Genomic DNA, 26,149 nt, shown 5'->3' with positions numbered 1-26,149 from the left:
TGCCAGGCGCATGCCAAAGCGGTGTGTCCGCAATCCGGACCGCACGAGGAGCTGCCCCATGAGACTCATCCGCATCCCCAGGCGCACGCACAGGCGCACCCCCGCCCGCATGCGCAAGAAGCCCGAGCGGCGGCGAGCCCCCCTCGCCGCGCTGCTCGCCGGGGCCCTCGCCGTCGCCGGCCTGGCCGCCGCCGGGCCGATGACCTCACCGGCCGCCGCGGCTCCCGCTCCCGCGACGGCGGGCAACGCCACCGGCCTCACCCGGTCCGGAAACACCTTCACCGTCAGCACCTCCGCCGGAGCGAAGGCCCGTATCGTCATCGCCCGCGCAGACATCTTCCGGCTCTGGCTCTCGCCCGACGGGGCCTTCACCAACGACCCGGCCGGCTCCGACCTCGCCCCGACCACCGACTTCGGCTCCGTCGACGCCTCCTCCAGCGACGCGGGCGCGTACTACCGCATCACCACCGGCACCCTGAACATCCGCGTCAACAAGAGCCCCCTCCAGTTCTCCGTCTACCGTGCCGACAACGCCACCCTGGTCTGGCAGGAGACCCAGCCCACCTCCTGGACCGGAACCCAGACCACCCAGTACCTGGCGCGCGGAGCCGAAGAGCAGTTCTACGGAACCGGCCTGCGCCTCGGCGAATGGGCGCTGCGCGACAAGACCGTCCCCGTCGCCGTCGACAACAAGTGGCGCGAGAACGACAACGCCAGCCCGGCCCCCTTCTACATGTCCACCAACGGCTACGGCGTCATGCGCAACACGTGGGCCCCCGGCTCCTACGGTTTCAACGCCCCCACCACCCTCACCCACGACGAGAAGCGCTTCGACGCCTGGTACTTCACCGGCGATTCGCTGAAGTCCGTACTCGACGCCTACACCGATGTGAGCGGCAAGCCGTTCCTGGCACCGATGTGGGGCATGGAACTGGGCAACGCCGACTGTTTCAACGCCTCCAACCCCGCATACCAGGGCGACCACAACCGCCTGCGCCACCAGACCACCCCCGACGTGGTCGGATACGCCACCGACGCCCGCGCCGCCGACATGCCCTCGGGCTGGTTCCTCCCCAACGACGGTTACGGCTGCGGCTACACCGCCCCGCTCAAATCGACGGTGGACGCCCTGAAGGCCAAGGGCTTCCAGACCGGACTGTGGACCTCCACGGGCCTCGGCTCCATCGCCGACGAGGTGGGCACGGCCGGCACCCGCGGCGTGAAGACGGACGTGGCCTGGATCGGCGGCGGCTACAAGAGCGCCTTCAGCGGCGTCCAGCAGGCCGTCGACGGCATCGAGAAGAACTCCGACGCCCGCCGCTACGTCTGGACCGTCGACGGATGGGCCGGCACCCAGCGCAACGCCGTCGTCTGGACCGGCGACACCAACGGCACCTGGGACGACATGCGCTGGCACGTCCCCGCCATCGCCGGCGCGGGCCTGTCCGCCCTCAACTACGCCTCCGGCGACGTCGACGGCATCTTCGGCGGCAGCCCCAAGACCTATGCCCGCGACCTCCAGTGGAAGGCCTTCACCCCCGCCTTCATGACCATGTCGGGCTGGGGCGCGGCCAACCCGTCCGCCGGCTACCAGGACAAGCAGCCCTGGCGCTTCGCCGAGCCGTACCTCTCCATCAACCGCAAGTACCTCCAGCTCAAGATGCGGCTGATGCCGTACCTGTACACCATGAGCCGCACCGCGCACGAGAGCGGTGTGCCGAGCACCCGCGCCCTGGTCCTGGAGTACCCGGACGACCCGGTGGCCCGCGGCAACCTGACGAGCGGCGAGTTCATGGCCGGTGATTCCTTCCTCGTCGCCCCGGTCGTCTCCGACACCGCCGTCCGCGACGGCATCTACCTGCCCGCCGGGACCTGGACGGACTACTGGAGCGGGAAGACGTACGCGGGGCCCGGCTGGCTGAACGGCTACCAGGCACCGCTCGACACCCTGCCCCTGTTCGTCAAGGGCGGCGCGATCGTGCCGATGTGGCCGCAGATGAACCACACGGGCGAGAAGCCCGTCTCCACCCTCACCTACGACATCCACCCGCGCGGGAACTCCTCCTTCAGCCTCTACGAGGACGACGGGATCACCCGCGCCCACCAGTCCGGCGCGTACGCCCGCCAGCAGGTGGACGTCAGGGCCCCGGCCGCCGGCTCCGGCACGGTCACCGTCTCCGTCGGCGCCCCGACCGGCAGCTACGCCGGCAAACCGGCCGCCCGCGGCTACGAGTTCAGCCTCCACGTGGCCTCCGCCCCGGGCACGGTCGCGGCCGACGGCGCAGCCCTGGCCCGCCAGACCTCCAAGGCCGCCTACGACGCGGCCGCCACCGGGTGGTTCTTCGACCCCGCCGACCGCGCCGGCGTCCTGTGGGTCAAGTCGGGTACGAAATCGGCCGCGTTCGACGTCACGGTCACCGGCACCTCCGTCCCGGCGGCCGACCCGATCCCGGCGACCTCCGCCCCCGTCCCGCAGTCGGCGTGGACCCTCGTCTCCGCCGACAGCCAGGAGACCGCCGCCGAGAACGGCACGGCCGAGAACGCCTTCGACGGCAACCCGGCCACGCTCTGGCACACGGCCTGGTCCTCGGGCACCCCGGCGGCGCTGCCGCACGAGATCCGCATCGACCTGGGAGCCCGCTACGCGGTCGACGGCCTCGGCTACCTGCCCCGCCAGGACGGCGGTGTCAACGGCCGGATCGGCGGCTACGAGGTGTACGTCTCGGACAGCACCACCGACTGGGGGCCACCCGTGGCGACCGGCACCTTCGCCGACACCGCCGGCGCCAAGTCCGTCTCCCTGGCCGCGAAGACGGGCCGCTACCTGCGCCTGCGCGCCCTGACCGAAGCCGGCGGCCGGGGGCCCTGGACCAGCGCCGCCGAGATCGGGCTGACCGGACGCGCCGCGCCGCTCCCGGCCGACGCCACCCTCGTCCAGGCCGCCTCCGCCCGGTGCGCGGATCTGCCGCACAGCGCCACCATACCCGGCACCGAACCCACCCTGTACTCCTGCCACGGCGGCCCCAACCAGCGCTGGAGCCTGACGGCCGACAGCCGGGTCACTGGCCTCGGCGGGATCTGCCTCGACGGTACGGGTGCCACCTCGGTCACCGTCCAGACGTGCGGCGCGGCCGCCGGGCAGCGCTGGCAGCAGGGCCCGGACGGCAGCCTCCGTACGCTCGGACAGTGCCTGGCAACCGTCGGCGCGGCCACGGCCAACGGCACGAAGCTCACCCGCGCGGCCTGCGACGGCAGCCCCGCGCAGCGCTGGGGCTTCACTCCCTGAGGGAGGCCGCCGTCAGGACGGGCCGCCTCCGAGCACGGCCCGGCAGTCCCGCCAGGCCGGCTCGGAGAGCAGCCCGCGCAGCCGCGTGAACAGGGCGAGCAGGCCCGGACCGTGGGCCGCGCGGAACGCCGGGTCGACCACGGCGAGGTCGAGCTCGTTCGCCGCGGACAGCTCGGCGAAGTCGCGCAGGGTCTGCCGGTCGGGGGAGTGGACCCGACCGGTGAACCGGTCGCGGAACGCGGGCGCCACCGACGACACCGCCTCGTTGTCGGCGGCGTCCGCGCCGGCCGGGTCATCGGCGGCGAGCGTCGGACAGGAGGCCGCGCGGTCACATCGGGCGTAGAAGTGGACGATCTCCTCGGCCTCCGCACCGATCACCGCCGCCAGTTCGGCCCGCCGGCCGGCCGGCAGCAGGGCGGTGGCGAAGCCGTCCGTCCCGTAGAGGGCGTGGCACAGGCCGGCGAGCCGCAGCGCGGGCCGGGCTCCCCACGCCCCGAGCCGCGCGTGCACGCGTTCCAGATGCGCCGACAGGGTGCCGCCGGGGTGTTCCACGTTCCCGGCGCCCAGTTCCCGCAGCAGTGCGAGGGCGCGCGCCTCCCGGCGCTCGTCCCGTGTCGGTGCCGGCATGGGCATGGTCCTCTCCGCGTGCCCGGATGAGACGGGTGGGTCGACACCCGTCCGCGCCCGCGCCGGGGTCCGGACCGTGGCGCGGGCGCGGACGGGTTGCCGCCCTGGGCCCTGCATGGATCGTTGTCCACCTCCAGACCCAAGTCAATCCTCTGATTCCCTATCAAGACCCAAGCTCTGACTCGGAGTAATCTGCACCCCGTGACCCTCGACGACCTCCGCGTGTTCGTGGCCGTGTGCCGGGCCGGCAGTCTCAGCGCCGTCGCCCGCGACCTCGGCTGTACGCAGTCCGCGGTCAGCCAGCACGTGCGCCGCCTCGAAAAGCGGACGGGCACGGAACTGCTGGAACGCCACGCCCGCGGCGTCGTCCCCACCGAGGCCGGGCGCATCCTCCAGACGGCGGCCGCCGACGGCATCGCCGGCCTCGACGGCGCCCTGCGCCGCGTCGACGAACTCGTGCGCGGGGACAGCGGATCGGTGCGCATCACCACGGGCGCGACGACCGTACGGCACTTCATGTCGGAGGCCGTCGTCGACTTCCGGCGCCGCCACCCGCAGGTCAGCCTGGAGTTCCAGACCGAGAACTCCAGCCGCAGCTGCTTCGACGCCCTCGCCGCCGACGACCTGGACCTCGCATGGATCACCATCGGCCGGCCCGTGCGCGGCATCGAGCAGCGCCCGGTGATGGAGCTGCCCTGGGTGCTCGCGGTCTGCGCCGGCGACCCCCTCGCCGCCCGGCCCCGCATCGAACCGGCCGACCTCACCGGCATCCGCCACATCCGCCTCCCGGAGAACTCCGCGTCCCGCGCCCACCTCGACGCCGCCTTCGCGGAATCCGGCATCCGGATACGGTCCGACACCAGCGTGGCCGACTGGGACACCGCCCTGCTGCTGGCCGAACTGGGCCTCGGGCACGCCGTCGTGCCCGCCCTGCCCGGCTGGCGGGTCCCCGGTTCAGAGGGCCCGCTGCGCCTCGTCCCGGTCCCCGCCCTGCCACCGCTCGCGGTCGGCTGGGCGGTCCGCCGCTGGGCGGCCCTGTCCCCGCTGGCCCGGGTCTTCGCCGACGACGTCGCCCGCAGCTGCACGGCCCGCGCCGCGCGGCAGCAGTGAGGCGGGCAGCAGCCCCAGGGCCGCCAGCGCCGCCAGGGCGAACAGCGCGGTCGGAGCCGTCCCGGCCCCCGCGCCCCCGCCCGCCGCGACGGCGATGCCCAGGGTCGGACCGACGTTCATCGCCGTCTGCTTGAGCCCGCCGACGACCCCGGCACATCCGGCCGGGGCGTCCCCGACCACCGTGCCGGTGGCGGTCACCATGACCGCGGCGAACCCGGCGCCGAGCACCGCGAAGGCCGCCATGACCGCCGGGCCCTCCGCCACACCGAGCCCGGCGACCCCGAGGACCACCAGCCCCGTGCCGGTGAGCGCGGTCCGGCGCGGCCCGTACCGGCGCAGCGCCAGGCCCGCCGGCGGCGCGCCCGCGATCATGCAGCCGGTCAGCGGGAGCACCAGCAGTCCGGTGGCGAGCGGGCCCTGCCCCCGTACGTCCTGGAGCAGGAAGGTGGTCGCGAACAGGGCCCCGAACATTCCGGCGGACACCGCCAGCAGCAGGGCCATCGAGGCTGTGACCGGCCGGCACCGCGCCACGGCCGCCGGTACGAGGGGCTGCGCGGCCCGCCGTTCGTACCGTACGAGCACGGCCGCGAGGGCGGCGGCCCCGCCGAGCCCGAGCAGCGTCGGCGGCGCGGTCCAGCCGTGGGCGGGTACGCCGGCCAGCGCGTGCACGAGTACGGCGAGGGCCCCGGCCAGCAGCGCCGCGCCGGTCAGCGCGGGCCGGTCCGGTCCGGGGCCGTCCGGTCCGGGCCGGTCCGGCGCGGGCAGGCGTACGGCGAGGACGAGCGCGGCGATCACGAGGGCGATCGGCACGTTCAGCACGAACACGGAACGCCAGCCCGCGTGCGTGACCAGCACGCCCCCGAGCAGCGGACCGGCCGCGGCGGCCGCGCCGATGGCACTGGTGCGCACCGCCACCGGGGTGGAGAGCCGGTCGGCCGGGTACGCGAGGCGCAGCAGCGCGAGGGTCGCCGGTTGCAGCAGGGCCCCGAACACCCCCTGGGCGGCACGCAGGGCGATGACCCAGCCGACCCCCGGCGCGAGCGCGATCCCGGCGGAGGCCGCGGCGAAGCCGAGCACGCCGGTGAGGAGCAGCCGCGGATGCCCGTACCGGTCACCGAGGCGGCCGGCCGTGACGAGGAGGGCGGCCACGGCGAGGAGATAGGCGGTGCTGGTCCACTGGACCTGGGCCACGCTCGCCCCGAGGTCGTGGCGCAGGCTGGGCTGCGCCACGCTGAGGACGGTGCCGTCGAGGGCGACGAGCATCGCGCCGCCGACGCTGACGAGCAGCGCGATCCGCCGCCGCGTGCGGGTCACGGGCGGTCCGGCCCGAGGTGGGCGTCGAGGGCGGCGTCGACGAGCCGTTCGACGCCGGCTCCGGGACCGGACGCTTCGCCGAGGACCAGGGGCAGGCTGCCCCAGGCCCACAGCTGGGCGACGCCGTGCAGGCTGGCCCACAGGGCGGCGGCGGTGACCTCGGGGTCCTCGTCGGACCGGCAGCGGGACACGAGGCCGGCGAGGAGGCGGAAGAGGGGGATCGTGGACTCGCGCAGTCGTGGCTGCCGCTCCGCGCCCTCCTCCGGGGTGGCCCCCGGCCCGCCGCTCTCCTCCCCCGCGTCTTCGCGGCCCTCGCTGTCGAGCAGGTCGTGGCGGAACATCAGCTCGAACATCCTGCGGTTCTCCAGCGCGTAGCCGACGTACGCGCACCCGAGCGCCCGCACCTGTTCGCGCGGCGAGGAGGCGCGGGCGGTCGCCTGCGCGAAGCGGTCGCCGAGGTCGGCGAATCCGCGCCGGGCGATCGCCGAGAGCAGGGAGTGGTGGGTGGGGAAGTGGCGCCGGGGAGCGCCGTGCGACACCCCGGCGCGGCGGGCGATCTCGCGCAGGCCGAGGGCGGCGGTGCCCTCGGACAGCACGAGGTCGACGCCGACGTCGATCAATCGTTCCCTGAGCGGGTGGTGGGGGTCCATGGACAGTGTCTACCAGGCCGAGTAGACACTGTCTACTCGGCCTGGCGGGCGCCGTCCGCCCAGAAGCTACGCGTCCGCGTGCATGTCCCGGATGGCCCGCACCAGTCCGGCGACGAGGTTCGCCCGCTCGGCCATGGCCTCGACGACCACGTACTCGTGGTCGGCGTGCGCGCCGCCGCCGACCGCACCCAGGCCGTCGAGGGTCGGCACTCCCAGCGCCGCCGTGAAGTTGCCGTCGCTGCCGCCGCCGACCGACCGGCCTTCGAGGCCGGGGAGCAGCCGCTGGGCGACGGCGAAGAGGTCGGCGGACGCCGACTCCGGCATCGGGGGCCGGCCGATGGACCCGTGGACCGAGATCTCCGCGTCTTCGAGGTGCGGGGCGAGCGCGGCGAACGCGGACTCGATGCGCGCCTGTTCGCGGGCGGACTCGACCCGCACGTCGGCGGTCACGGTCGCCTCGGCGGGCACGACGTTGTCCACGCCTCCCGCGGACGCGACCGTCGGGGTCACGGTGGTGCCGATCTCGGGCCGGCCGAGCGCGGCGATGTCCAGTACGAGGTGCGCCGCCTCGATCAGGGCGTTCACCCCGGCCTCGGGCTCCAGACCCGCGTGCGAGGCCCGGCCCGCGACGGAGACGTGGAACGAGCCGCAGCCCTTGCGCCCGGTCTTCAGGGCGCCGCCGTCGGCAGCGCCTTCGAACACCAGGGCCGCGCCGCAGGCCAGGGCGCGTTCCTCGATGAGGGCCCGGGAGGAGGGGGAGCCGATCTCCTCGTCGGCCGTCACCAGGATCTCGACGCCCGACAGGTCGTCGAGCAGCGCGAGTCCGTGGACGGCCTGGACCAGGCCGCCGAGCATGTCGAAGACGCCGGGGCCGGTCACGCGGCCGTCCTCGACGGCGAACGGTCGGCGTTCGAGGGTGCCGAGAGGGAACACCGTGTCGTGGTGGCCGAGGATCAGCACCCGCGGTTCGCCGCCGCCCGACCAGTGGACGTGCGGTCCGGTCTCGCTCTCGATGAGGACGGCCTCCCCGCCGAGGCGGTTCTCGATGACGGCGGCGACGGTTTTGGCCGATACCCCCAGGGCGTCGAGGTCCCGCGAGGGGGACTCGATTTCGACGAGTGTCCTGAGGTCCTCGATCATCGCGTCCACATTCACATGGACAACCGCACGCATCGTCATGGCGCAAGGGTAGCCGCAGCGCCACGGCGCAAAGTGCGCGGGAAGGGTGGCTGAATCAAGTGTGGCCGGGACGAAAGGGGCATCCGAGGGGATGATGGAGGGAAGGAGGTGCACGGGCCATGGCGGAGCATGACGGCGGTCCCTCGGCGGCGAACCTGGAGGATGGCAAGCTGCTCAAGGAGCTGGAGGCCATCCACCGGACCCGCCACGAGACCTTGCTCTACGGGTCGGACGAGGCGCTGGTCACCCACACGCAGCGGATGAACGAGCTGGAGCACGAGTACGTGCGCCGTCACCCGCAGCGCGCCCAGACGCCGGGGCGGACCCGGTCGGGCGCCCGCGCCCGGACCGGCGAGGGCTGAGCGGCGCCACCTGCCGAGCGGCGCGTGCCGCGCCGTCGGCGTCCGGACTCGCGGTCCTCGCGGGTCTCACTTCTGGGCGTGCTCGCCCAGGTAGAACAGCAGCCAGACGAACCCGGCGAACACGTGCGTGCCGAAGATGTAGAAGAACGCGCGCAGGGCGACGCCCTTCTCCTTCCACTTCTCGTGCCGCGCCGCCGCGGAGGCGGGATCCTCGGTCTTGTCCGGCACGGGCGGATCTCCGTCTTTCGAATGCGGGCGGGGCCGGCGGGCGACGCCCCGGGCGGCCGGACACGGGTGCACGGCCGCAGAACAGCGTACGGGTGTGCCCTCGGTTTGAGACCTCATCGCCTCGAATGAGACGTTGATGTATCATTCGAGGCGAAGGAGGCTCATCGCGGTAAGGCGCGGTGGGCCTCCCCGCCCGCTCACCCGAACGGAACCCCATGCACGCCCGCCGCCCCGCCGCTCCACTCGACCCGCGCCGCTGGATCGTCCTCGCGATCCTCTCCGGCAGCCTGCTGCTGATCTCCATGGACACCACGATCCTCAACGTGGCCTTCCCCTCCCTCGTCGGTGATCTCCAGCCCGGCGCCGTGCAGCAGCTGTGGATCATCGACGTCTACGCGCTCGCCCTGTCCGGCCTGCTCGTCACCGCCGGCGCCCTCGGTGACCGCTGGGGCCGCAAGCGGCTGCTCATGGCCGGCTTCGTGATCTTCTCCGCCGCCTCCCTCATCGCCGTCTTCTCCACCGAGGCCTGGCACGTGATCGCGGCCCGCGCCCTCCTCGGCGTCGGCGGCGCGGCGATCATGCCGTCCACCCTGTCGATCCTGCGCAGCGTGTTCACCGACGCCAAGGAGCGGGCCTTCGCGCTCGCCGTCTGGGCCGCCGTATTCGGCGGCGGCATGGCCTTCGGCCCGGTCGTCGGCGGACTCCTCGTCCAGGACCACGGCTGGCACTCCGCCTTCCTCCTGAACCTCCCCGTCGCCGCCGTCATCGTCGCGGCCGGCCTGCGCTACCTCCCCGAATCCCGCTCCCCGCGCAGCGGCGGCCGCTGGGACTGGTGGGGCGTCGGCCAGTCGATCGTCGGCATGCTCGCCCTCGCGGGCGGCATCAAGCAGCTCGGCAAGAGCGGGATCGCCGACCCGCTCCCGTGGGCCCTGCTGGCCGTCGCCGCCGTCGCGCTGACCGTCTTCGTACGACGTCAGCTGCGCCTGGACAACCCGCTGCTCCAGGTCCGGCTGTTCACGAAGCCCGCCTTCAGCGTCGCCGCCACCGCGATCTTCCTGCCCATGGTGGGCATGGGTGCGATCCTCTTCCTCGTCACCCAGTGGTTCCAGTACGGCCAGGGCTACACCCCGCTCGAAGCGGGCCTGCGCCTGCTGCCCGCCCCGCTCGCCCTGATCTGCGCCTCGATGGTGGCCCCCACCCTGATGCAGCGCTTCGCGATCCGGCACGTGCTGGGCGCCGGACTGGTGCTCCTGGCCGTCGGCATGGCCCTGCCCTGGACCCTCCAGCAGTTCGCCGAGCTCGGCTACCCGGCGTTCGCCGCGGCCCTCACCGTCATGGGCCTGGGCGCCGGCACCGCCACCACCGTCGCCTCGGTCACGCTGATCTCGACCGCTCCCGCGGACGAGGTCTCCAGCGCGGCCGCCATCGAGGAGACCTGCTACGAACTGGGTTCGGCCATGGGCGTCGCCGTCCTCGGCAGCACCGCGGCCGTCCTGTACCGGGGCAACCTGCCGGTCCTCGATCTGGACGGCACCACCGCCGCGGCGGTCCGCGAGTCCGTGGGTGAAGCCGCCCACATCGCCGAACGGCTGGGCGGCGCCCTGGGCAAGGGCCTGATCGAGGCGGCCTCCCAGGCCTACACCCTCGCCATCACCCCGGCCTTCCTCATCGCGGGCCTCCTCGCGGTCGCTGCGGCGGCCACCACCTGGACGATGATCCCGCGCGACCTGAGGCCCACCGAGAACCACTGACACGAAGACCGGGGCCCGGCGCCCGCGTCACCGCATCACGGCGTCACCGCCGCAGCGGCGACGCGGGCGCCGGGCCCAGCGTCGTGGTGCCCGGCGCCGCGCGGTGCCCGAGCCCCGTGCGGTACGCGTCCAGCGCGGCCTCCGTCCGGCCCGTACGCCGCAGCAGATCGCCCAGCAGCCTGCACAGATCCGCCAGGTCCCCGCCGGCCCCGCTGCGCTCCAGCAGGGTCAGCGCCTGCACGTAGTGCTCCTCGGCGGACTCGGTCTCCCCGCGCTCCTCCGCCATCAGCCCGAGCAGCCGGTGGGCCCCGCCCGCGTGTACGGCGCCGTGGCTGTCGCCCAGCTCCAGCAGCCCCGACAGCAGCTCGGCGGCTTCCTCGCAGCGGCCCAGCCGGCGCAGTACGTCGGCGAGTTCCACCTCGACCTGCGCCGCGTAGAGGGCGGCCCGCCGGGCGGCGAGCATGTCGCGGGCCGTGCGCAACTCCGCCTCCGCCGCCACCAGATCGCCGTTCTGCGCCTGGACGTAGCCGCGCATCCAGTGGCAGTGCGCCAGATCCGTCCGCAGCCGCAGCTGCTGGTAGATCGCCTGTGCCTTGGCGAGGGAGGCGTCCGCCTCCGCGGGCCGCCCCGCGGTGAGGAAGGTGCGCGCGACCTGCCGGTGCATCCCCGCCACCAGCGCCGGATCGGCCACCTGCGGAGCCAGCGCCAGCGCCAGCTCGGCGGCGTGCGCGGCCCTGGCGTGGGCGCCCATGTCGATGTACGGGCTGATCACGGCGGCGTACAGCAGCACCAGCGCCTCCGGATCACCCAGCCCGCCCGCGTTCAGCTCGTCGATGGCCGATTCGAGCAGGTAGCAGGCGTACCGGAGCTCCCCGGCGAGCAGGTGCGCGACGGCCCGGCCCCGGATCGGGCGGGCCCGGCGGGGCAGCGGCTCATCGGCCAGCAGTCGCTCGGCCGCCTGGAAGTGCCCGATGGCGTCCGGCAGTTCACCCGCCTCCAGGGCGCAGTCACCCAGGCCCAGCAGGGCCTCGGCCCGCTCGGCGTCGAGGCCGAGCCGTTCCGCCTCCGCCAGCAGCCGCCGGTACCGTACGGCCGCCTCGGCGGCGGCCCCCGTGGCCAGCGTCTGCTGGGCGTCGGTGAGGGCCAGGCGCAGCTCGGTGGCCAGATGGGCGGGGCGCCCGGTGGCCAGTTCCTCGTACGAGGTGCCGAGCCGCCCGGCGAGGAAGCGCAGCGCCGTTTCGGAGGGGCGGACCTTGCCCGACTCCAGGGTCGAGATGTAGGCGGAGGTGTACGAGGGCTCCGCCAACGCCCGCTGCGTCAAACCGCGTTCGGCGCGCATGCGCTGAACCCTGCGGCCGATCTCGGCCGGTTCGTCCATGTAGACCCCCTGGTCGCTCCAACTCCCCATGGTGCAGGGGCGGCAGGCATTGCGCACCTCCCGTGCGCCCTCTAGTTTAAGCAACCGATTCAGCGCACTTATCGCGCCGTTTAACTTCCGGTGACTTCCGGCTTCCCGGGGAGAACTCCATGGACGCGTCCCTCCGCTTGACGCTGCGTGCCGCCCTCGCCGCGGCCTGTACGACCGCCCTGCTGCTGGCCGCGGGCCCGCTCGGCACGGCGGCCGCGGCACCGCCACCGCCACCGGCGAAGGCCGGGACCGGGAACGGGGCCGGGACCCAGGTGGAGATTCCCGGGCCCGAGGACGGCACGGCCGCCGGTTCCGGCCACGTCCGCGTCCCCGCCGCCGGCAAGGCGAAGAAGGCCCCGCAGCTCTCCGAGGCCGAGCGGGCGGCCGACGGCGACGTCACCAAGATGGTCGACAACGGTCCGACGTCCGACCGCCTCGACATCGTCGTCGTCGGCGACGGGTACACCGCCGCCGAGCAGGACCGCTTCCACGCCGACGCCCGGGCCAAATGGGCCGAGATCACCGCCGTCGAGCCGTACTCCACGTACCGGAACCTCTTCAACGTCTGGACGGTCGACGCCGTCTCCCACGACTCCGGAGTCTCCGGCGACCCCACCCCGGCCACCGTCCGCGACACCGCCCTCGGCTCGTACTTCTGGTGCGAGGACATCGAGCGGCTGCTCTGCATCGACCAGCCGAAGGTGGACGCGTACGTGGCGAAGGCGCCGGCGGCCGACCTGGTCCTGGTCCTGTCCAACAGCGCCAAGTACGGCGGGGCCGGGTACAACGAGCCCAGCGCCACCCTCGGCTACGAGGGGATATCGACCGCCTCCGCGGGGAACGCGAAGTCCGGGCAGGTCGCCATCCACGAGACCGGCCACTCCCTGGGCAAGCTGGCGGACGAGTACTTCTACCCCGACACCCCCGGCTACGAGAAGTACGAGGGCCCCGAGCCCGCCGACTCCAACACCTCCACGCTGCCCGCCGACCGGATGGCCGCCGAACGGGCCAAGTGGTACCGCTGGCTCGGCGCCGAATCCCCCGACGGCGGCACGGTCGGCGCGTACGAGGGCGGCGGCTACTACGTCACCGGCCTGTACCGGCCCACCGACGGCTCGATCATGCGGGTGCTCGGCAAGCCCTTCAACCTGCCCGGGACCGAGGCGATGATCGCCGGCTTCTACGCGCACGCGAAGCCGGCCGCGCCGCTCACCCCCACCGGCCGCACCCTGCGGCTGCGCAACACGGCGAAGGTCTCCGTACCCCGGCTGGCCGGCGCGGACGGCAGGCAGCCCGAGGTCCGCTGGTACCTCGACGGCCGGGAGCTGAAGCGGTTCGCGGGCCGCACCGAGGTCGCCGTCGCCGAGCTGTGGCTCTTCGACCTGCGCACGCACAAGCTGTCGGTCACCGCCGAGGACCGCACCCCCTCGGTCCGCGACCCGAAGATCGCCCGCACCCTGAAGTCCACGGTGGACTGGACGGTCCGCCTCTAGGCGGTGTCGTCGAAGTCCCTTCCGGCCGGCGGCACGGGCGGACGAAGCCACCACGACGACACCCCCTGGCGCACCCTTCAGGCGCCGGGCGGTTCGAGGAGGATGCCGCGGGCGGCGTAGAAGCGGGGGAGCGCCGCCCAGGGCACGGGGGCGTGCTGCTGGGAGTGGCCGGGGAAGCCGGACGGGTTGTTGATCATGACGTGGTCGTCGTCGGCGGCGACGGCCAGGACCAGGTGGCCGCCCTTGGCCGCCGGGTCGGGGTCGAGGGTGCGGATGGTCTTGTGGACCGAGAGCATCGCCAGACCGCCGACCGCCAGCACGGCCCGGATCCGGTCGGCCGGCAGCTCGGGGACGGCCTCGGCGCGGATGCCGTACCGGGCGCCCACGTACGCGGCGAAGGGGCGGTGGATCAAGCCGTGCACGGCATCCCCCTCGCGGACGTAGGCCCCGGCGTCGCGCAGCTCCCGCAGGAGCGGGAGGGAGGGCGGGACGGGCAGGCCCCAGTGATCGAGGGCCATGCGCAGGCAGGCGACGCCGCACATGCGGGGCGCCCAGAAGGCGTACTCCTCGACGGTGTCGGCCCCCGAGCTCCGCCACAGCGGATCGGTGACCGCGCTTCTGCCCGCGATGAACTCGGGGACGAGATCGGCGGACTCCCACTGGGAGTGGTACGGGACGGGGCGGACGTGCGGGGGACGGATCATGCTGCCCCAGTCTGGACCATGCCGCAGAGCAGAATGACGAGCGCCGGTGCCGGTGCCGGTGCCGGTGCCGCTCAGGCGTCGGCCGCGTACGCCCAGACGTCGCGCACCGGGGCGGGCGGCGCCGGGCTGGTCATGGTGACCTGCGTGAGCAGGACGGACACGGAGCCGGTGGCCGGGATGACGTGGCCCGCGGTCCCGGTGCCGCCGACCCACCCGTACCGCCCCGGTACGTTCCACGGATCGCGGGCCGTGACGTCCACCGAGCCGCCGAACCCCCAGCCCTGGCCCTCCAGGAACAGCTCGCCGCCGGCCCGCTGGGCCGGGGTCAGCCAGTCGGTGGTCATCTTCCGTACGGACTCGGCCGACAGGAGCCGGCCCCGGTCCCCGTCCAGGGCCCCCTGCGCGAGCAGCATCCGGCCGAACGCGAACCAGTCGTCGGCGGTCGAGACCAGCCCGCCGGCGCCGGAGGGGAAGGCCGGGAGGCTGCTCCACTGCCCGTGGGGGGCGTCGGCCAGTTCGAGGCCGCCGTCGCCCTCGCGGTAGAGGCTCGTGAACCGGCCCAGGTCGGCGGGCGGAACGAAGAAGCCGGTGTCGGCCATGCCCAGCGGCTCGAAGATCCGCTCGGCCATGAACTCGGGCAGGGACTGCCCCGAGACCCGGGAGACCAGCACCCCCAGGATGTCGGAGCAGGTGTTGTACAGGAACGCCTCGCCCGGCTGGCACAGCATCGGAACGCCCGACAGCGTCTTCAGCCACGCGTCCGGCTCCGCGACGTCCTGCGGCTGCGGCGGCCCCTGCTTCAGCTCGCTGACCAGCGGGCCGACCGCGGGCAGCGAGAAGTCCGACGGGAACCCGTACCCGGCGCGGGAGGTGAGCAGGTCGAACACGGTGACCGGGCGCTCGGCGGGCACCAGGTCGTCGAGAGCGCTCCCGGGCGTACGGGCGACCAGCGGCGAGGCCAGCTCCGGCAGCCACGGCGCGATCTCGTCCTCCAGGGCCAGCAGACCCTCCTCGACCAGCGTCATCACGGCCGCGGCCGTCACCGGTTTGGTCATCGAGGCGATCCGGAAGATCGAATCCCGGACCATCGGAGCCGTGCCCTCAAGGTCGGCCGAACCGACGGCCGCCACCTCCACCCTGTCGCCGCGGGCCACCAGGCCCACCGCCCCGGGCAGCGATCCGCTGCCCACGTGCCGTTCCAGGATGTCGCGCAGGTCGCTCATCACTCCACCTCTCCCGATCCCGCTGCGGATGCCTCCTCCCACAGACTCCCGCAGCGCCGCGCATTCATCGGCCGGACGCGCGGCGGACGACCGGACGGGTCACCACCAGTAGGCGGGGTACCGCGGCGCCTTGCGCCGGATGCGCGACGCGGCGTACCCGGTCAGGACGAGCAGCACCGTCGCGCCGAACAGCAGCGGGACGAACCGGGCGGGGGCCGGGCTCTGGAGCACGATCACCACGGAAGTGGCGCACGCGGGCGAGTGCGGGGTACGGGCGGCCATCAGCAGCGCGAGCGTGACACCGGCCGCGACGGCCGCGACCCAGGCGCTGCCGCCCGCCACGGTGAGGGCGAGGTAGCCGACGGCGGTGGCCAGCAGATGGCCGACGACCACGCTGCGCGGCTGGGCCAGGGGCAGGGCGGGGGCGCTGTGCACGAGGGCCGCGCTGGCGGCCAGGGGCGGTACGAGCACCGGCTCGTGCAGCAGCGCGCCGATCCCGACGAGCCCCAGCAGGACCGCGGTCACGGCGCTGGTGCTGTGGAAGGCGGCCGCGGTGGTGGGGCGGGCGGGCGCCCGGCCGGCGGCGATCCGGGACCGGATGGACCCGGCGACCGACCCGGCGGCGGGCTCGGGGGCGGGGGCGGAGGTGGTGGCGGAGGTGCCGGCGGACGGGGAGGGCAGGACGGTGCTCACGTACGGCTTCCGGGGCAGGACGACGGGGGAACGCGGTCGAGGCGGCCCGGAGCCGGGGTGATCAACCGCCGACCCGGCCTCGCGCCCGTCCCTGGTACGGCCGGCGCAGACCGGCTACGACCATATCCGTCAGGTGTGCGGGGCACGTATCCGGGGAGGGATACGGGTACGGGAAGGACGGAACATGAAGACGCACGCCCACGACGCAGAGGTACCCCCGCCCGCCGCCGACCGGGGCCCCGAGCCCGCCGAGGGCGGGGAGCCGGCCTGCCTGCTCCACCTGGTCTGTCCCGACTGCGGACGGCTGGCCGACGAGCGCGGCGCCCGGACCTGCTCCCGCTGCGGGGCCCCGCTCCCGGACTCCGGGCCGTGAGGCCCCGGCGGCCGCGCCCGATATCCACTGGCCCCGGCACGGGCGGCGGTCCTAGGGTGCGGGCCATGACGATCATGAACTCGCAATCCGTTGACCGATCCGTGTCCCTCACCGCCCAAGCCCTCCGGAAGGTGGCGCACCTCGACTGGTCACTCCCCGCCGCCGGCCTGGAGTGGAGCTGTCACGACACCGCCGAGCACGTGGCCGGTGACTTCATCGGCTACGCCACCCAGCTCACCGGGCGCTCCACCAGCGGATACGCCCCCTTCGACATCAGTGCCGACCCCGGCACCACCCCCGACGGCCTGATCCAGGTCATCGAGGCCACCGGCGGACTCCTGTCCGCCGCCGTGGCCGTGACCGACCCCGCGGTGCGGGCCTGGCATCCGTACGGCTTCGCGGGCCCGGACGGATTCGCCGCGATGGGCGTCGTCGAGACGCTGCTGCACACCCACGACATCCTGAACGGTCTCGGCGTCCACGACTGGGAGCCCGACGCGGACCTCTGCGAGCAGGTCCTCGACCGGCTCTTCCCGCAGGTGCCGCGCGATGTCGCGGCCCCGTGGCCGACCCTGCTCTGGGTGACCGGCCGCGGCGCCCTCCCCGGGCTGCCCCGCCGCACGGCGTGGCGCTGGTACGCCGAACCCGTCGCGGCGGAACGCGTCGTGCTCTGCGAGATCTCCCCGCTCGTCGCCGCAGACGTCCGCGATGGCGGCACCGGCGGCTTCGCCTGGGCCGAGGACGGCCCCGGCGAGGGCACCCGTGTCGCCTCGGGGATGGTGGCCAAGGCGCGCGAGGAGGGTACGTTCCGCCCCGGGTGGGGCGCGTACGCCATCGTCCGTGAGCAGGACCGGCGCGCGATCGGCGGGATCGGCTTCCACGGCGCCCCGGACGCCGAGGGGAACGCGGAGGTCGGCTACGACCTCGTACCGTCGGCCCGCGGCAACGGGTACGTCACCGACGCGCTGAAGGGCCTGGTCGTCTGGGCGTTCGCCCAGCCCGGCGTGAGCGCGCTGCACGCCGAGGTCGACGCAGACAACGCGCCGTCCCACGCCGTGCTGGTCCGGGCGGGATTCGAGCGGACGGGCTCCACCGAGGACGGTGGAGCCCGGTACACCCTGCGGGCGGCCGACGCTCAGTAGGCGGCGCTGCTCAGAAGCCGCAGCCGGTGACCCACTTGTGGGAGGAGATGCGGTCGTTCCACTCCCACGGGACGTTGCCGGACCCGCCGTTCGGAGCGCAGGTGGAGGCACCGCCGTAGCCGATGTTCTCGTAGACGCGCACGTCCCCGAACGAACCGGCGTAGCCGTTGTTCCACCAGGACGAGGCCCGGTCGTTCATGTTGAAGTTGCCGCCGGCCCCACAGGTGCGCCAGTCGGCGTCGTCGCCGCTCCAGCCGCACGAGTGGCCGCCGCGGTTGGTGTCCTCCCAGACCCAGTAGTTGCCGTCCGCGGCCGCGCCGGAGGCCTCGGCGGTGGCGGCGGTGGAGGCCGTGGCGGCGCCGGCCGCGGTCATGGTCGCGGGGACGGCCAGCAGCGGTACGGCGAGCGCGCCGGCGAGCAGCAGGGTGCGGAACTTACGCATGGGATCCTCCGGAAGGTCGTGGGTGCGGTGTCCGGTCTTCTTGTTCGGAGCCGAGTTCCTCGGAGCCGTGTCCTTCACATGCCTGGCGCGCCGTCGGCAGCGCGCCGTTCTGGAGCCGCCACCTGAGCGCGATCTCCTCCTGGTGCCGGGCACGGAGTTGTTCGCCGTAGGCGTGGTCCAGAGCCTTGGAGACCCGGGCCAGCGGGGTGCCGGACGCACAGGTCGCCTCGATGACCGCCAGTTCGGCCTCGGCCGCGTCCGCCTCGGCCGGCGGCATGCTCTCGCCGAACCGGGCCGCGGCCTGCCGGGAGGCGTCGGGGCCCGCGTACGGGCGGCCGGCCGCCCGCATGCACGCGGCCCACTGCCCGACGGCGTCCGCGTACCGCCGGTCCTCGTGAACGCGCGTCTCGCGCAGCGGCCGCAGGTTCATCGTGACGACCTTGACGCGGAACCAGGTCGCCAGATCGCCGTAGAGGGTGCGTTCGGCGTCCGCGATGCAACCCTCGGGGGAGGCGGTGATGGTCATCCCGGTGGGCGCGGTGGCGGAGAGCCCCACGGGGGCGGAACCCATGAGCGCGGTACGGGCGGCCGCCCGCCCGGACGCCGACAGCCCGCGGAAGTACCGCTGGTTGGGGTCGGCTTCCCTGGCCCGCGCCGCGGTGCGCTCGTCCCGGCCGCCGTAGCCGTGGGCCCGCGCCCACTCGACGTCGTCCACCCCGTACGGGAAGGACCGCGCGCCGGTGTCCGGGGCCTCGGTGACGGCGTACGGGAAACCGCGCCCGTCCATGCACCTGCTGATCAGGATCTGCTCGGCCCGCTCCAGCAGCCGGGATTCGGCGGCGCTCGGCTCACGGGCGGGGGCGAGCGGTTCGGCCCGGCCGGACCGGCCGGGCGCGGCCTCGGACGAAGCTCCGCCGGGGGCCCCGGCGGCCGGTCCGCAGCCTCCCAGGAGCAGGAGGACCGCCGCGGACGCGGCCGCGGCCCGGGCGGGGTGGTGTCGTCGCATCGGTGTGCTCCTTCCTCTCGCGGCGACGGTGGTGCGGCGAACCCAGGTCTAGCGGCGATCCGTTGTTCGGCGTCGGCGTGGTGGCAGCGAACAAACAATTGCTGAACAATCCACCCCAGAGGGCAGCAAACTCACCAGGCGGGAAAGGGGAGGACATGGCCCGCAAGGAGCGTCCGCTGGAGGGTGGGGACGGACCGCTGAGGAGGTTCGCCGCCGCCTTGCGCCGCCTGCGCCACGAGGCCGGATCCCCGCCGTACCGGGACCTTGCGTCCCGCGCTCACTACTCCGTGGCCACCTTGTCCGGGGCCGCGTCCGGCCGGCGGCTGCCCAGCCTCGACGTGACGCTGTCGTACGTCCGCGCCTGCGGCGGCGACGTACAGGAGTGGGAGGGCCGCTGGCACGCCGTCGCCGCACGGCTGGCGGAGGCCGAAACGCCGGAGCCCGAAGGGGAACCCGGCGGGAGGGGGCACGGGACCCCGTACGTCGGCCTCGCGGCCTTCCGCGCCGAGGACGCCGGCCTGTTCTTCGGCCGCGAGCGGCTCGTCGAGGACCTCCTCGCACGCCTCGCCCGGCAGCGCGTCGTGGCCCTCGTCGGCGCCTCCGGAGCCGGCAAGTCCTCCCTCCTGCACGCCGGGCTGCTGCCCCGGCTGGGCGCGCAGACCCCGCCCGCCGCGGTCCACGTCCTGACCCCCGGGCCGCATCCGCTGGGCCGGGTGCGCAAGGCCCTGGACGCGCACGCGGCCGACGACGGCGAACTCGTGCTGATCGTCGACCAGTTCGAGGAGGTCTTCACCGTCTGCGCCGACCCCGACGAACGCGCCGCCTGCATCGACGCCCTCGTCGCGGAAGCCCGGCGGCCCGCGTCGCGCTGCCGCGTCGTCCTCGGCGTACGCGCCGACTTCTACGCCCACTGCACCCGGTACGCCGCCCTCGTCGAGGTCCTGCGCGACGCCCAGGTCCTCGTCGGACCGATGAGCGCGGACGAACTGCGCCGCGCCGTCGTCGAACCGGCCCGACGGGCCGGCCTCGCCGTGGAAGGCGCCCTCCAGGCCACGCTCGTCGCCCATGCCCACGGACAGGTCGGCGTCCTGCCCCTGCTGTCCCACGCGCTCCTGGAGACCTGGCGCCGCCGCCGCGGCGCCGCCCTGACCCTGGACGGATTCCGCGCCGCGGGCGGCTTCGAGGGCGCCCTCGCCCAGTCCGCGGAAACCCTCCACACCTCCCTCTCCGCACGCCAGCAGCGGATCGCCCGGCAGGTCTTCGTCCGCCTCATCGCCCTCGGCGAGGGTACGGAGGACACCAAACGCCCCGTGGCCCGCGAAGAGCTGAACCAGGACGCCGACACCGCGACCGTCCTCGCCCGGGCCGCGCGGCTGCGCCTGCTCACACTCGACGACGGACGGGTCGAACTCACCCACGAGGCCCTCATCCGCGGCTGGCCCCGGCTGCGCGGCTGGCTGACCGACGACCGCGAACGCTTACGCCTGCACCGCCGCCTCACCGACGCCGCCCGGGCCTGGGAGGCCCTCGGCCGGGACCCGGGCGCCCTCTACCGCGGTACCCGGCTCGACCTCGCCCGCGACCTGGCCGCCGCCCGCAGCATCGGACTCACCACCGGAGAACGGGCCTTCCTCGAAGCGAGCACGGCGGCCGAGGCCGCCGCGGGGAACACCGCCCGCCGCCGCGCCCGCCGCCTGCGCGCCCTCGTCACCCTCCTCGCCGCCCTCGTGGTGTTGGCCGCGGTCGCCACCGGCAACGCCGTGCGCGCCGAGGACGAGGTCACCCGCCAGCGCAACGGCGCCGTCGCCCAGAACCTCGCCGACAGCGCCACCGACCTCGCCAACACCGAGCCGGGACTGGCCGTACAGCTCGGCCTGACCGCGTACCGCCTCGCGCCCACCACCAAGACGCGCGACAGCTTGGCCAGCACCCTGATGACCACCACGCCCGTGCACGCCAAAGAGGTCCTCGCGCTCGCCTACCGCCCCGACGGCGAGCAGCTGGCGACCGCGAGCGGCGACCACACCGCCCGGCTGTGGCGGATGCACGGCACCGACACCCCCCTCGCCGAGGCCACGCTCAGCGGTCACGGGGACGACGTGCGCTCCGTGTCCTACCGGCCGGACGGCCGCGCGCTCGCCACCGGGTCCGCCGACGGGAGCGTCCGGCTGTGGGACACGGCGGACCCGTCCCGGCCGGCCCTGCTGGCCTCCCTCACCGGCCAAGGGGGCGACGTGCGCTCCCTGGCCTACGGTCCGGACGGCCGTACGCTCGCCACCTCCGGGACCGACGGCAGCGTCGGGCTGTGGGACGTGGCCGATGCCACCCGCCCCGCGCTGCTCGCCCGGCTCGCCGGGCACCGGGACGCCGTCCGCTCCGTCGCCTTCAGCCCGGACGGCCGTACGCTCGCCAGCGCGGGCGAGGACCGCACCGTACGGCTCACGGACGTGGCCGACCCGCGGCGGCCGGAACCGCTGGCCGTCCTGGAGGGCCACGACAACGCCGTGTTCTCCGTGGCCTTCGCCCCCGACGGGCACACGCTCGCGGCCGCCAGCGGCGGACGTACGTCGATCCGCCTGTGGAACGTCACCGATCTGCGCCACCCCGCCCCGCTCGCCGTCCTCGCGGGCCACACCGACGTCGTCGGCTCGGTGGTGTTCAGCCCCGACGGGCGCACGCTCGCCAGCGCGAGCGACGACCGCACGGTGCGCGTGTGGAGCGTGGCGCGTCCCGCCCACCCCGGGCTGCTCACCACGCTGACCGGCCATCTCACCGCCGTCAGCTCGGTCGCCTTCAGCCCGGACGGCGCGGTACTGGCCTCCGGCGGCTTCGATGCCACGGTCAGGCTGGCGGGGACCGACGAGGCGCGCGTGATCGCCGGCGCGTGCGCGCGCACCGGGCCGGCGATCACCCGCGCCCAGTGGTCCGCGCACCTCCCGTACGTCGACTACTCACCGCCGTGCAGCGGCATGGAACAACGTTCCCCGGGGTCGTCCGGGCGCTAGCCTCGGAGGCGGACGCCCGACACCGGCTCGGAAGGCAGGCCCCGATGGCGAGTTCTCCGATTTCCACTTCTTCCGCCCGGTCACGGGTCCCCGTGATCGACCTCGGACCGTGGCGGTCCGGTGAGGCCGGGGCGCGGGAGCGGATCGCCGCCCGCGTCGACGAGGCGCTCCAGGCCGCCGGGTTCCTGCTGATCACCGGGCACGGGGTGGACCGGGGACTGTCCGCGCGGATCCGGGAGGCGGCCAGGGAGTTCTTCCGGCAGCCCGCCGAGGCGAAGGAACCGTACGCGGTCGCGGTCGGCGGGCGCGGCTGGCTCGGTCCGGGCGCCGAGGCCAACAGCTACGCGGAAGGGGCCGCCTCGCCGCCCGACCTCAAGGAGTCCTGGTCCTGCGCGGCGGACGAGCCCACCGGGAACCCGTCCGTGGACGCCGAGTGGTTTCGGCCGAACGCCTGGCCGGCCGAGGTGCCGGCGCTGCAACCGCTGGTCGTCGAGTACATCGCCCGGATGCGGGCCCTGTCGGACGAGCTGCTGGAGCTCCTCGCCACCGCACTCGGCCTCGAAGCCGACCACTTCACCCGCCACACCGGCCACCCCACCTGGGGTTTCAACCTCAACTGGTACCCGGGCACGGAGGTGCTCGGCGAGCCGCTGCCCGGCCAGTTCCGCATCGGCGCGCACACCGACTTCGGGACGGTCACCGTCCTCGACCGCGAGCCGGGCTCGGGCGGGCTCCAGATCCACACCGACGCCGACGGCTGGCAGGACGCCCCGTACGACCCGGCGGCGCTCACCGTGAACATCGGCGACCTGATGGCCCGCTGGACGGGCGACCGGTGGCGCGCGGGACGCCACCGGGTGCTGCCGCCGCCCGCCGCCGCCCCGGCCGAAGAGCTCGTCTCGCTGGTCTACTTCTACGAATGCGATGCGCACACCCGGGTCGAGTCGCTGCCGGCGCCGGTGGGCCGGGTGGTGCACGAACCCGTGGACTCCCACGCGTACCTGCGGGCGAAGCTGGACGCGATCACCGTGCCCTGACGCCTCCTCCCGCAGCCGCTGCCCGACGGCCCGGACCCCGGGGCGGGAGCGGTGGCCGGGAGCGGCGACCGGTCCGCGGCGGGCGCCCGGGCCGACCCGATTACCGCTGGTCGGCGGTGTTCGGCAGGATGGGGGCATGACCGAGATCCGCACCCCCCGCCTGTTGCTGCGCCGCTGGACCGACGACGACCTCGTCCCCCTGTCGGAGATCAACGCCGACCCCGATGTGATGCGCTGGATCGGCGACGGCTCCACGCTCGACCTGGACGAGACCGCCGAGGAGATCGAGCGCTGGGAGGAGGAGTGGGACGAGGAGGGCTTCGGCCTGTTCGCCGTCGAGCTCCTGGCCTCGGGCGAGCTGATCGGCGCGGTCGGCCTGAGCGTGGCGCAGTCCCCGGCGGAGGTGCGCGACTTCGTGGCGGTCAGCTGGCGGCTCGGCCGGCCGTACTGGGGCCAGGGCTACGCCTCCGAGGCCGCGCAGGCCACCTTGGAGTTCGCCCTCCAGGACCGGGGCCTCGACCGGGTGATCGCGGTCAGCCGGTCGGGCCACGAGGAGTCCGAGAACGTGATCCGCAAGCTGGGCATGGTGGCGGAACTCGACGCGACGGACCCGGAGCACGGCCACCTCCTCCAGGTCCACAGCATCGACCTCACGGAATACGAGGCCTGACCCGGGGGCTCGCGGGCCGGGGGGCGACAGCCCCCTGGGGAATCAGGCGCCGGAGTTGTCGACGAGCCCCACGATGTCGAGGTACTCGACTTCGGGCGGGACGCCGTACAGCCCCGTCACCTTGTCGACGATCTCCCGCGTGAAGAAGGCGCGGGCCTTCTCCTCGTCGTCCCACACGTAGAAGTTCCTCGCGTGTACGCCGTCTTCGGCGAGCATGAAGCTCTTGAGGCGAAGGCCGGGCATGCCTTCGAACGGTCCGCGGACTTCGTCGGCGATCTTTGCGATGGCTGAACGATCGAACTTGTCGGTCTGCGTGAAAGTCACGAGCACGCCGATCATCGGGAGCCTCCCATCGACTGGGTGAGCAACGGTCGATCGAGTGATGCTGGCGGCGGATCCCAGTATACGCGGCCGGACATCGCGGCCGCCGGACCGCGAGCCGCAGGTGCGGCTCGCGGCCCGGCGACGCCGGCCCGGAGCGCGCCGAGCCCGTCAGGGCCTGCGGAACCAGCGGCGCCGGGGGGCGGCCGGCGGGCCGAACGGCGGGAGGGCCTTGAAGCTCTCTTCGAGGACCACCGTCGGGGCGATCCGCCGCAGTGCGCCGCGGACCAGGGTCAGCGGGTGCCCGGGGAACGACGCGTCCCATTCCTCCAGGTCGGCGACGTGGTACGGCAGGCCGCCGGTCACGTCCGGCCCGTACGGATGCGGGCGGAAGTAGTTCTCGTGGCCGACCCGGGCGCCGACGACGGCCTCCCGCATCCCGCTCGCGCCCTGTTCGGCCGCCTGCACCTTGATCACCGTGCTGCAGCCCGCCTTCGGGAGGGTCCAGGAGGCGAGGAAAGCCAGCCCGTGCTCGGTGTTCGGCCGCCGGATCTTGACCAGTTGCCGTACGGCCGGGACGGCATCCACCTCGCCGGTCACGGCCTCGATAAGCCCCCCGCCCGCCCGGGCCGCGGACCGGGCGAGGCCGTGGCGCAGCCGGTCGGTCTCGTCCAGTGGCGCCGGAAGGTCCGGAACCAGGGGGAAGAAGTGGACCGAGAGGATCAGCCCCCGCTCGTCGGTCCAGACCCCCTGCTCACGCTCGGTGAAACCGGTGAGGTCCATGCCGGTGATCGGTGTCGGTGCGGATACAGGTGTCATGGGGATCATGATGCTGATCACCGCCCGGGCCCGCTGCGGCGGGTCGGGGCAGGAGTCCGGCCGGGGCCGCCGCAGCCGATCAGGGCGTGGCCGGCCCCGGGGCTCCGGCGCCGTGGCCGGTGCGGACCGCGGCGAGGGCGGCCGCGTGCACGGCCGCCGGGTCGCCGCGGTGGGGGACCGGGCTGCCCGTCAGGGTGTACCACTCCTCCGCGTCCTTGTACTGGACCTCGATCCGGACCAGGCCGCCCTCCGGGAGCGTCGTCGTACGCAGGGTCAGCGGGCCGGTGATGACCCCGACCTCGTCCGTCATCGCCCCGCCCGGCCCGGCGAGGACCTCGTCGCACCACTGCCGTCGTCCGGTCATGTGCTGTCGTCCCGTCATGCCGCGCAGCTGTCCAGCATCGTCCCGAGCATCTTCTTCTCCGCTTCCGTCACGGTCAGGCCGTACGTCGATTTCACGGTGGTCCAGGCCCGCCCGTACTGGCACCAGCTCGACTTGTCCGGCGGCTGCCACAGGTCGGGGCTCTGGTCGCCCTTCGAGCGGTTCGTGGCCGCCGTCACCGACAGCAGCTGAGGGTGGGTCAGATCGTTCGCGAAGGCCTTGCGCCGCGCGGCGTCCCAGCCGGCCGCGCCCGAGCGCCAGCCCTCGGCGAGCGGCACGATGTGGTCGATGTCCATCTTCGAGGCCTCGGTGACCACGACCCCGTCGTACAGGCTCTTCCAGGTGCCGGAGACCGCCTTGCACTCGGAGTCCTGCTTCACGTCCGTGCCGTCCCGCTTGAGGACCACCTCGCGGGTGTCGCACTTGTTGCCCTGCTCGGCCCAGTGCGTGAACTTGGCCCGGCTGTAGCCGGCCATGGTCCCGGGCTGCGCGACCTTCAGCGCGGCCAGCCGGGTCCGGGCCGCCTCGACGCCGACCATGCCGGGCAGCACGTCCCCCGCGGCCGGTTTGGCGTCCGAGCCGCCCGGAGCGGCAGGCGACGAACCGCCCGCCGAGGGCTTCCCGTCCTTGCCCGGTGCGGTACCGGTGCCCGAGCACCCGGCCACGGCCAGCAGCACCGCCGCCGTCAGGGCCGCACCCCGTACACGTATCTGACGTCCCATGAACCCACCCCGAGCCGGCTCCGCCCCGCACACTGTCCCGGAAAGACTACCCAGAACCGGACATTCAACCGGACGACCCACCCGTCGCGCCCCCGCGGCCGGCGGGCCGTGCGCTCCCGGGGCCGCCGGGGCGGCCGCCCCGCGGGGCCCCTCGGTGTGGCGTTGTCAGTGGCCCTCGCTAGTCTCCCGACATACCGCAGCT

The 26,149-nt window shown here is 74.1% G+C and carries 24 protein-coding genes and 1 pseudogene; 10 read left to right on the top strand and 15 right to left on the bottom strand.

Features of this window, described 5'->3' with window-relative positions; genetic code table 11:
- Positions 1 to 58: 58 nt before the first annotated feature.
- Positions 59 to 3,286 (top strand): TIM-barrel domain-containing protein, encoded by a 3,228-nt coding sequence (locus tag ACFYXV_RS23605; RefSeq protein WP_389383937.1) that lies wholly within the window; start codon positions 59 to 61, stop codon positions 3,284 to 3,286.
- 12 nt (positions 3,287 to 3,298) lie between these two features.
- Here ACFYXV_RS23605 and ACFYXV_RS23600 read toward each other — a convergent pair whose 3' ends face one another.
- Positions 3,299 to 3,919, bottom strand: a complete 621-nt coding sequence (locus ACFYXV_RS23600) for a DUF6817 domain-containing protein (protein WP_389383936.1) — start codon at positions 3,917 to 3,919, stop codon at positions 3,299 to 3,301.
- Between the two features lie 195 nt (positions 3,920 to 4,114).
- Here ACFYXV_RS23600 and ACFYXV_RS23595 point away from each other — a divergent pair, with 195 nt between their 5' ends.
- Positions 4,115 to 5,023, top strand: coding sequence for a LysR substrate-binding domain-containing protein (locus tag ACFYXV_RS23595; RefSeq protein ID WP_389383935.1), 909 nt, complete (start codon positions 4,115 to 4,117; stop codon positions 5,021 to 5,023).
- Here the strand turns inward: ACFYXV_RS23595 and ACFYXV_RS23590 are convergent.
- From ACFYXV_RS23590 to ACFYXV_RS23580, 3 genes and pseudogenes are all read right to left on the bottom strand, one after another.
- Positions 4,958 to 6,286, bottom strand: a pseudogene (locus ACFYXV_RS23590) (MFS transporter); the annotation flags it as partial. The gene ACFYXV_RS23595 and the pseudogene ACFYXV_RS23590 overlap by 66 nt on opposite strands.
- A gap of 47 nt (positions 6,287 to 6,333) precedes the next feature.
- On the bottom strand, positions 6,334 to 6,987 hold the full coding sequence (locus tag ACFYXV_RS23585; protein WP_389383934.1) for a TetR/AcrR family transcriptional regulator: 654 nt from the start codon (positions 6,985 to 6,987) through the stop codon (positions 6,334 to 6,336).
- Positions 6,988 to 7,053: 66 nt separating this feature from the next.
- The gene (locus ACFYXV_RS23580; RefSeq protein ID WP_383356700.1) at positions 7,054 to 8,166 is read right to left on the bottom strand and encodes a M20 family metallopeptidase; all 1,113 of its coding nucleotides are present in this window, start codon (positions 8,164 to 8,166) and stop codon (positions 7,054 to 7,056) included.
- 119 nt (positions 8,167 to 8,285) lie between these two features.
- Here ACFYXV_RS23580 and ACFYXV_RS23575 point away from each other — a divergent pair, with 119 nt between their 5' ends.
- On the top strand, positions 8,286 to 8,528 hold the full coding sequence (locus tag ACFYXV_RS23575) for a DUF6158 family protein (protein WP_048478198.1): 243 nt from the start codon (positions 8,286 to 8,288) through the stop codon (positions 8,526 to 8,528).
- Positions 8,529 to 8,594: 66 nt separating this feature from the next.
- Here the strand turns inward: ACFYXV_RS23575 and ACFYXV_RS23570 are convergent, their stop codons facing one another.
- Positions 8,595 to 8,756, bottom strand: coding sequence for a DUF6126 family protein (locus ACFYXV_RS23570; protein WP_383498253.1), 162 nt, complete (start codon positions 8,754 to 8,756; stop codon positions 8,595 to 8,597).
- 215 nt (positions 8,757 to 8,971) lie between these two features.
- On the opposite strand from ACFYXV_RS23570, the gene ACFYXV_RS23565 reads away from it, so the two are divergent.
- Complete coding sequence (locus ACFYXV_RS23565; RefSeq protein ID WP_389383933.1) at positions 8,972 to 10,507, top strand: MFS transporter; 1,536 nt, start codon at positions 8,972 to 8,974, stop codon at positions 10,505 to 10,507.
- 43 nt (positions 10,508 to 10,550) lie between these two features.
- Here ACFYXV_RS23565 and ACFYXV_RS23560 read toward each other — a convergent pair whose 3' ends face one another.
- Positions 10,551 to 11,885: a tetratricopeptide repeat protein gene (locus ACFYXV_RS23560; protein WP_389383932.1), complete on the bottom strand. Its 1,335-nt coding sequence runs from the start codon at positions 11,883 to 11,885 to the stop codon at positions 10,551 to 10,553.
- Positions 11,886 to 12,034: 149 nt separating this feature from the next.
- Between ACFYXV_RS23560 and ACFYXV_RS23555 the strand changes: the two genes are divergently transcribed.
- Entirely contained in the window at positions 12,035 to 13,408 is a 1,374-nt protein-coding gene (locus tag ACFYXV_RS23555; protein WP_389383931.1) for a M64 family metallopeptidase, read from the top strand.
- 77 nt (positions 13,409 to 13,485) lie between these two features.
- Here ACFYXV_RS23555 and ACFYXV_RS23550 read toward each other — a convergent pair whose 3' ends face one another.
- The 3 genes from ACFYXV_RS23550 to ACFYXV_RS23540 all read right to left on the bottom strand — a co-directional run bounded on the left by ACFYXV_RS23550 (position 13,486) and on the right by ACFYXV_RS23540 (position 16,028).
- Positions 13,486 to 14,112 (bottom strand): C39 family peptidase, encoded by a 627-nt coding sequence (locus ACFYXV_RS23550; protein ID WP_385469137.1) that lies wholly within the window; start codon positions 14,110 to 14,112, stop codon positions 13,486 to 13,488.
- Positions 14,113 to 14,183: 71 nt separating this feature from the next.
- Positions 14,184 to 15,335: a serine hydrolase domain-containing protein gene (locus tag ACFYXV_RS23545; protein WP_385469140.1), complete on the bottom strand. Its 1,152-nt coding sequence runs from the start codon at positions 15,333 to 15,335 to the stop codon at positions 14,184 to 14,186.
- Between the two features lie 99 nt (positions 15,336 to 15,434).
- Complete coding sequence (locus ACFYXV_RS23540; RefSeq protein ID WP_389383930.1) at positions 15,435 to 16,028, bottom strand: HPP family protein; 594 nt, start codon at positions 16,026 to 16,028, stop codon at positions 15,435 to 15,437.
- 184 nt (positions 16,029 to 16,212) lie between these two features.
- Here ACFYXV_RS23540 and ACFYXV_RS23535 point away from each other — a divergent pair, with 184 nt between their 5' ends.
- Entirely contained in the window at positions 16,213 to 16,401 is a 189-nt protein-coding gene (locus ACFYXV_RS23535; protein ID WP_385469147.1) for a hypothetical protein, read from the top strand.
- Positions 16,402 to 16,466: 65 nt separating this feature from the next.
- Positions 16,467 to 17,543: a GNAT family N-acetyltransferase gene (locus tag ACFYXV_RS23530; RefSeq protein ID WP_389383929.1), complete on the top strand. Its 1,077-nt coding sequence runs from the start codon at positions 16,467 to 16,469 to the stop codon at positions 17,541 to 17,543.
- A 10-nt stretch (positions 17,544 to 17,553) separates the two neighbouring features.
- On the opposite strand, the gene ACFYXV_RS23525 is transcribed toward ACFYXV_RS23530, so the two are convergent.
- Together ACFYXV_RS23525 and ACFYXV_RS23520 are read right to left on the bottom strand one after the other, a co-directional pair.
- Positions 17,554 to 17,985: a peptidase inhibitor family I36 protein gene (locus ACFYXV_RS23525; protein ID WP_385469153.1), complete on the bottom strand. Its 432-nt coding sequence runs from the start codon at positions 17,983 to 17,985 to the stop codon at positions 17,554 to 17,556.
- Entirely contained in the window at positions 17,978 to 18,991 is a 1,014-nt protein-coding gene (locus ACFYXV_RS23520; protein WP_389383928.1) for a hypothetical protein, read from the bottom strand. The genes ACFYXV_RS23525 and ACFYXV_RS23520 overlap by 8 nt, the downstream gene beginning before the upstream one ends.
- Positions 18,992 to 19,146: 155 nt before the next feature.
- On the opposite strand from ACFYXV_RS23520, the gene ACFYXV_RS23515 reads away from it, so the two are divergent.
- The 3 genes from ACFYXV_RS23515 to ACFYXV_RS23505 all read left to right on the top strand — a co-directional run bounded on the left by ACFYXV_RS23515 (position 19,147) and on the right by ACFYXV_RS23505 (position 23,703).
- Positions 19,147 to 21,996 (top strand): XRE family transcriptional regulator, encoded by a 2,850-nt coding sequence (locus ACFYXV_RS23515; RefSeq protein WP_389383927.1) that lies wholly within the window; start codon positions 19,147 to 19,149, stop codon positions 21,994 to 21,996.
- Positions 21,997 to 22,040: 44 nt separating this feature from the next.
- Positions 22,041 to 23,033 (top strand): isopenicillin N synthase family dioxygenase, encoded by a 993-nt coding sequence (locus ACFYXV_RS23510; RefSeq protein ID WP_389383926.1) that lies wholly within the window; start codon positions 22,041 to 22,043, stop codon positions 23,031 to 23,033.
- Between the two features lie 136 nt (positions 23,034 to 23,169).
- A complete protein-coding gene (locus ACFYXV_RS23505) occupies positions 23,170 to 23,703 on the top strand; it encodes a GNAT family N-acetyltransferase (protein WP_383356725.1) in 534 nt (177 codons plus the stop codon).
- A gap of 42 nt (positions 23,704 to 23,745) precedes the next feature.
- Here ACFYXV_RS23505 and ACFYXV_RS23500 read toward each other — a convergent pair whose 3' ends face one another.
- The 4 genes from ACFYXV_RS23500 to ACFYXV_RS23485 all read right to left on the bottom strand — a co-directional run bounded on the left by ACFYXV_RS23500 (position 23,746) and on the right by ACFYXV_RS23485 (position 25,947).
- Complete coding sequence (locus ACFYXV_RS23500) at positions 23,746 to 24,042, bottom strand: antibiotic biosynthesis monooxygenase family protein (RefSeq protein ID WP_385469165.1); 297 nt, start codon at positions 24,040 to 24,042, stop codon at positions 23,746 to 23,748.
- 153 nt (positions 24,043 to 24,195) lie between these two features.
- Positions 24,196 to 24,843: a hypothetical protein gene (locus ACFYXV_RS23495; RefSeq protein ID WP_389383925.1), complete on the bottom strand. Its 648-nt coding sequence runs from the start codon at positions 24,841 to 24,843 to the stop codon at positions 24,196 to 24,198.
- A gap of 79 nt (positions 24,844 to 24,922) precedes the next feature.
- Positions 24,923 to 25,207, bottom strand: coding sequence for a hypothetical protein (locus tag ACFYXV_RS23490; RefSeq protein ID WP_389383924.1), 285 nt, complete (start codon positions 25,205 to 25,207; stop codon positions 24,923 to 24,925).
- Between the two features lie 14 nt (positions 25,208 to 25,221).
- Entirely contained in the window at positions 25,222 to 25,947 is a 726-nt protein-coding gene (locus ACFYXV_RS23485) for an HNH endonuclease family protein (protein WP_389383923.1), read from the bottom strand.
- Positions 25,948 to 26,149 lie beyond the last annotated feature (202 nt).

The sequence above is a fragment of the Streptomyces sp. NPDC002181 genome, assembly GCF_042890485.1.
In the GTDB taxonomy this organism is placed as follows: Bacteria; Actinomycetota; Actinomycetes; order Streptomycetales; family Streptomycetaceae; genus Streptomyces.
This window is presented reverse-complemented; position numbering and strand designations above follow the sequence as displayed.

Bases quoted from the DNA above. Each gene is read 5' to 3' on its own strand.
- ACFYXV_RS23555 (WP_389383931.1), top strand. From the start codon at position 12,035: ATGGACGCGTCCCTCCGCTTGACGCTGCGTGCCGCCCTCGCCGCGGCC.
- ACFYXV_RS23575 (WP_048478198.1), top strand. From the start codon at position 8,286: ATGGCGGAGCATGACGGCGGTCCCTCGGCGGCGAACCTGGAGGATGGC.
- ACFYXV_RS23565 (WP_389383933.1), top strand. From the start codon at position 8,972: ATGCACGCCCGCCGCCCCGCCGCTCCACTCGACCCGCGCCGCTGGATC.
- ACFYXV_RS23490 (WP_389383924.1), bottom strand. From the start codon at position 25,207: ATGACCGGACGACGGCAGTGGTGCGACGAGGTCCTCGCCGGGCCGGGC.
- ACFYXV_RS23560 (WP_389383932.1), bottom strand. From the start codon at position 11,885: ATGGACGAACCGGCCGAGATCGGCCGCAGGGTTCAGCGCATGCGCGCC.
- ACFYXV_RS23600 (WP_389383936.1), bottom strand. From the start codon at position 3,919: ATGCCCATGCCGGCACCGACACGGGACGAGCGCCGGGAGGCGCGCGCC.
- ACFYXV_RS23500 (WP_385469165.1), bottom strand. From the start codon at position 24,042: ATGATCGGCGTGCTCGTGACTTTCACGCAGACCGACAAGTTCGATCGT.
- ACFYXV_RS23605 (WP_389383937.1), top strand. From the start codon at position 59: ATGAGACTCATCCGCATCCCCAGGCGCACGCACAGGCGCACCCCCGCC.
- ACFYXV_RS23545 (WP_385469140.1), bottom strand. From the start codon at position 15,335: ATGAGCGACCTGCGCGACATCCTGGAACGGCACGTGGGCAGCGGATCG.
- ACFYXV_RS23535 (WP_385469147.1), top strand. From the start codon at position 16,213: ATGAAGACGCACGCCCACGACGCAGAGGTACCCCCGCCCGCCGCCGAC.
- ACFYXV_RS23550 (WP_385469137.1), bottom strand. From the start codon at position 14,112: ATGATCCGTCCCCCGCACGTCCGCCCCGTCCCGTACCACTCCCAGTGG.
- ACFYXV_RS23585 (WP_389383934.1), bottom strand. From the start codon at position 6,987: ATGGACCCCCACCACCCGCTCAGGGAACGATTGATCGACGTCGGCGTC.
- ACFYXV_RS23530 (WP_389383929.1), top strand. From the start codon at position 16,467: ATGACGATCATGAACTCGCAATCCGTTGACCGATCCGTGTCCCTCACC.
- ACFYXV_RS23510 (WP_389383926.1), top strand. From the start codon at position 22,041: ATGGCGAGTTCTCCGATTTCCACTTCTTCCGCCCGGTCACGGGTCCCC.
- ACFYXV_RS23505 (WP_383356725.1), top strand. From the start codon at position 23,170: ATGACCGAGATCCGCACCCCCCGCCTGTTGCTGCGCCGCTGGACCGAC.
- ACFYXV_RS23525 (WP_385469153.1), bottom strand. From the start codon at position 17,985: ATGCGTAAGTTCCGCACCCTGCTGCTCGCCGGCGCGCTCGCCGTACCG.
- ACFYXV_RS23485 (WP_389383923.1), bottom strand. From the start codon at position 25,947: ATGGGACGTCAGATACGTGTACGGGGTGCGGCCCTGACGGCGGCGGTG.
- ACFYXV_RS23520 (WP_389383928.1), bottom strand. From the start codon at position 18,991: ATGCGACGACACCACCCCGCCCGGGCCGCGGCCGCGTCCGCGGCGGTC.
- ACFYXV_RS23580 (WP_383356700.1), bottom strand. From the start codon at position 8,166: ATGACGATGCGTGCGGTTGTCCATGTGAATGTGGACGCGATGATCGAG.
- ACFYXV_RS23515 (WP_389383927.1), top strand. From the start codon at position 19,147: ATGGCCCGCAAGGAGCGTCCGCTGGAGGGTGGGGACGGACCGCTGAGG.
- ACFYXV_RS23495 (WP_389383925.1), bottom strand. From the start codon at position 24,843: ATGACACCTGTATCCGCACCGACACCGATCACCGGCATGGACCTCACC.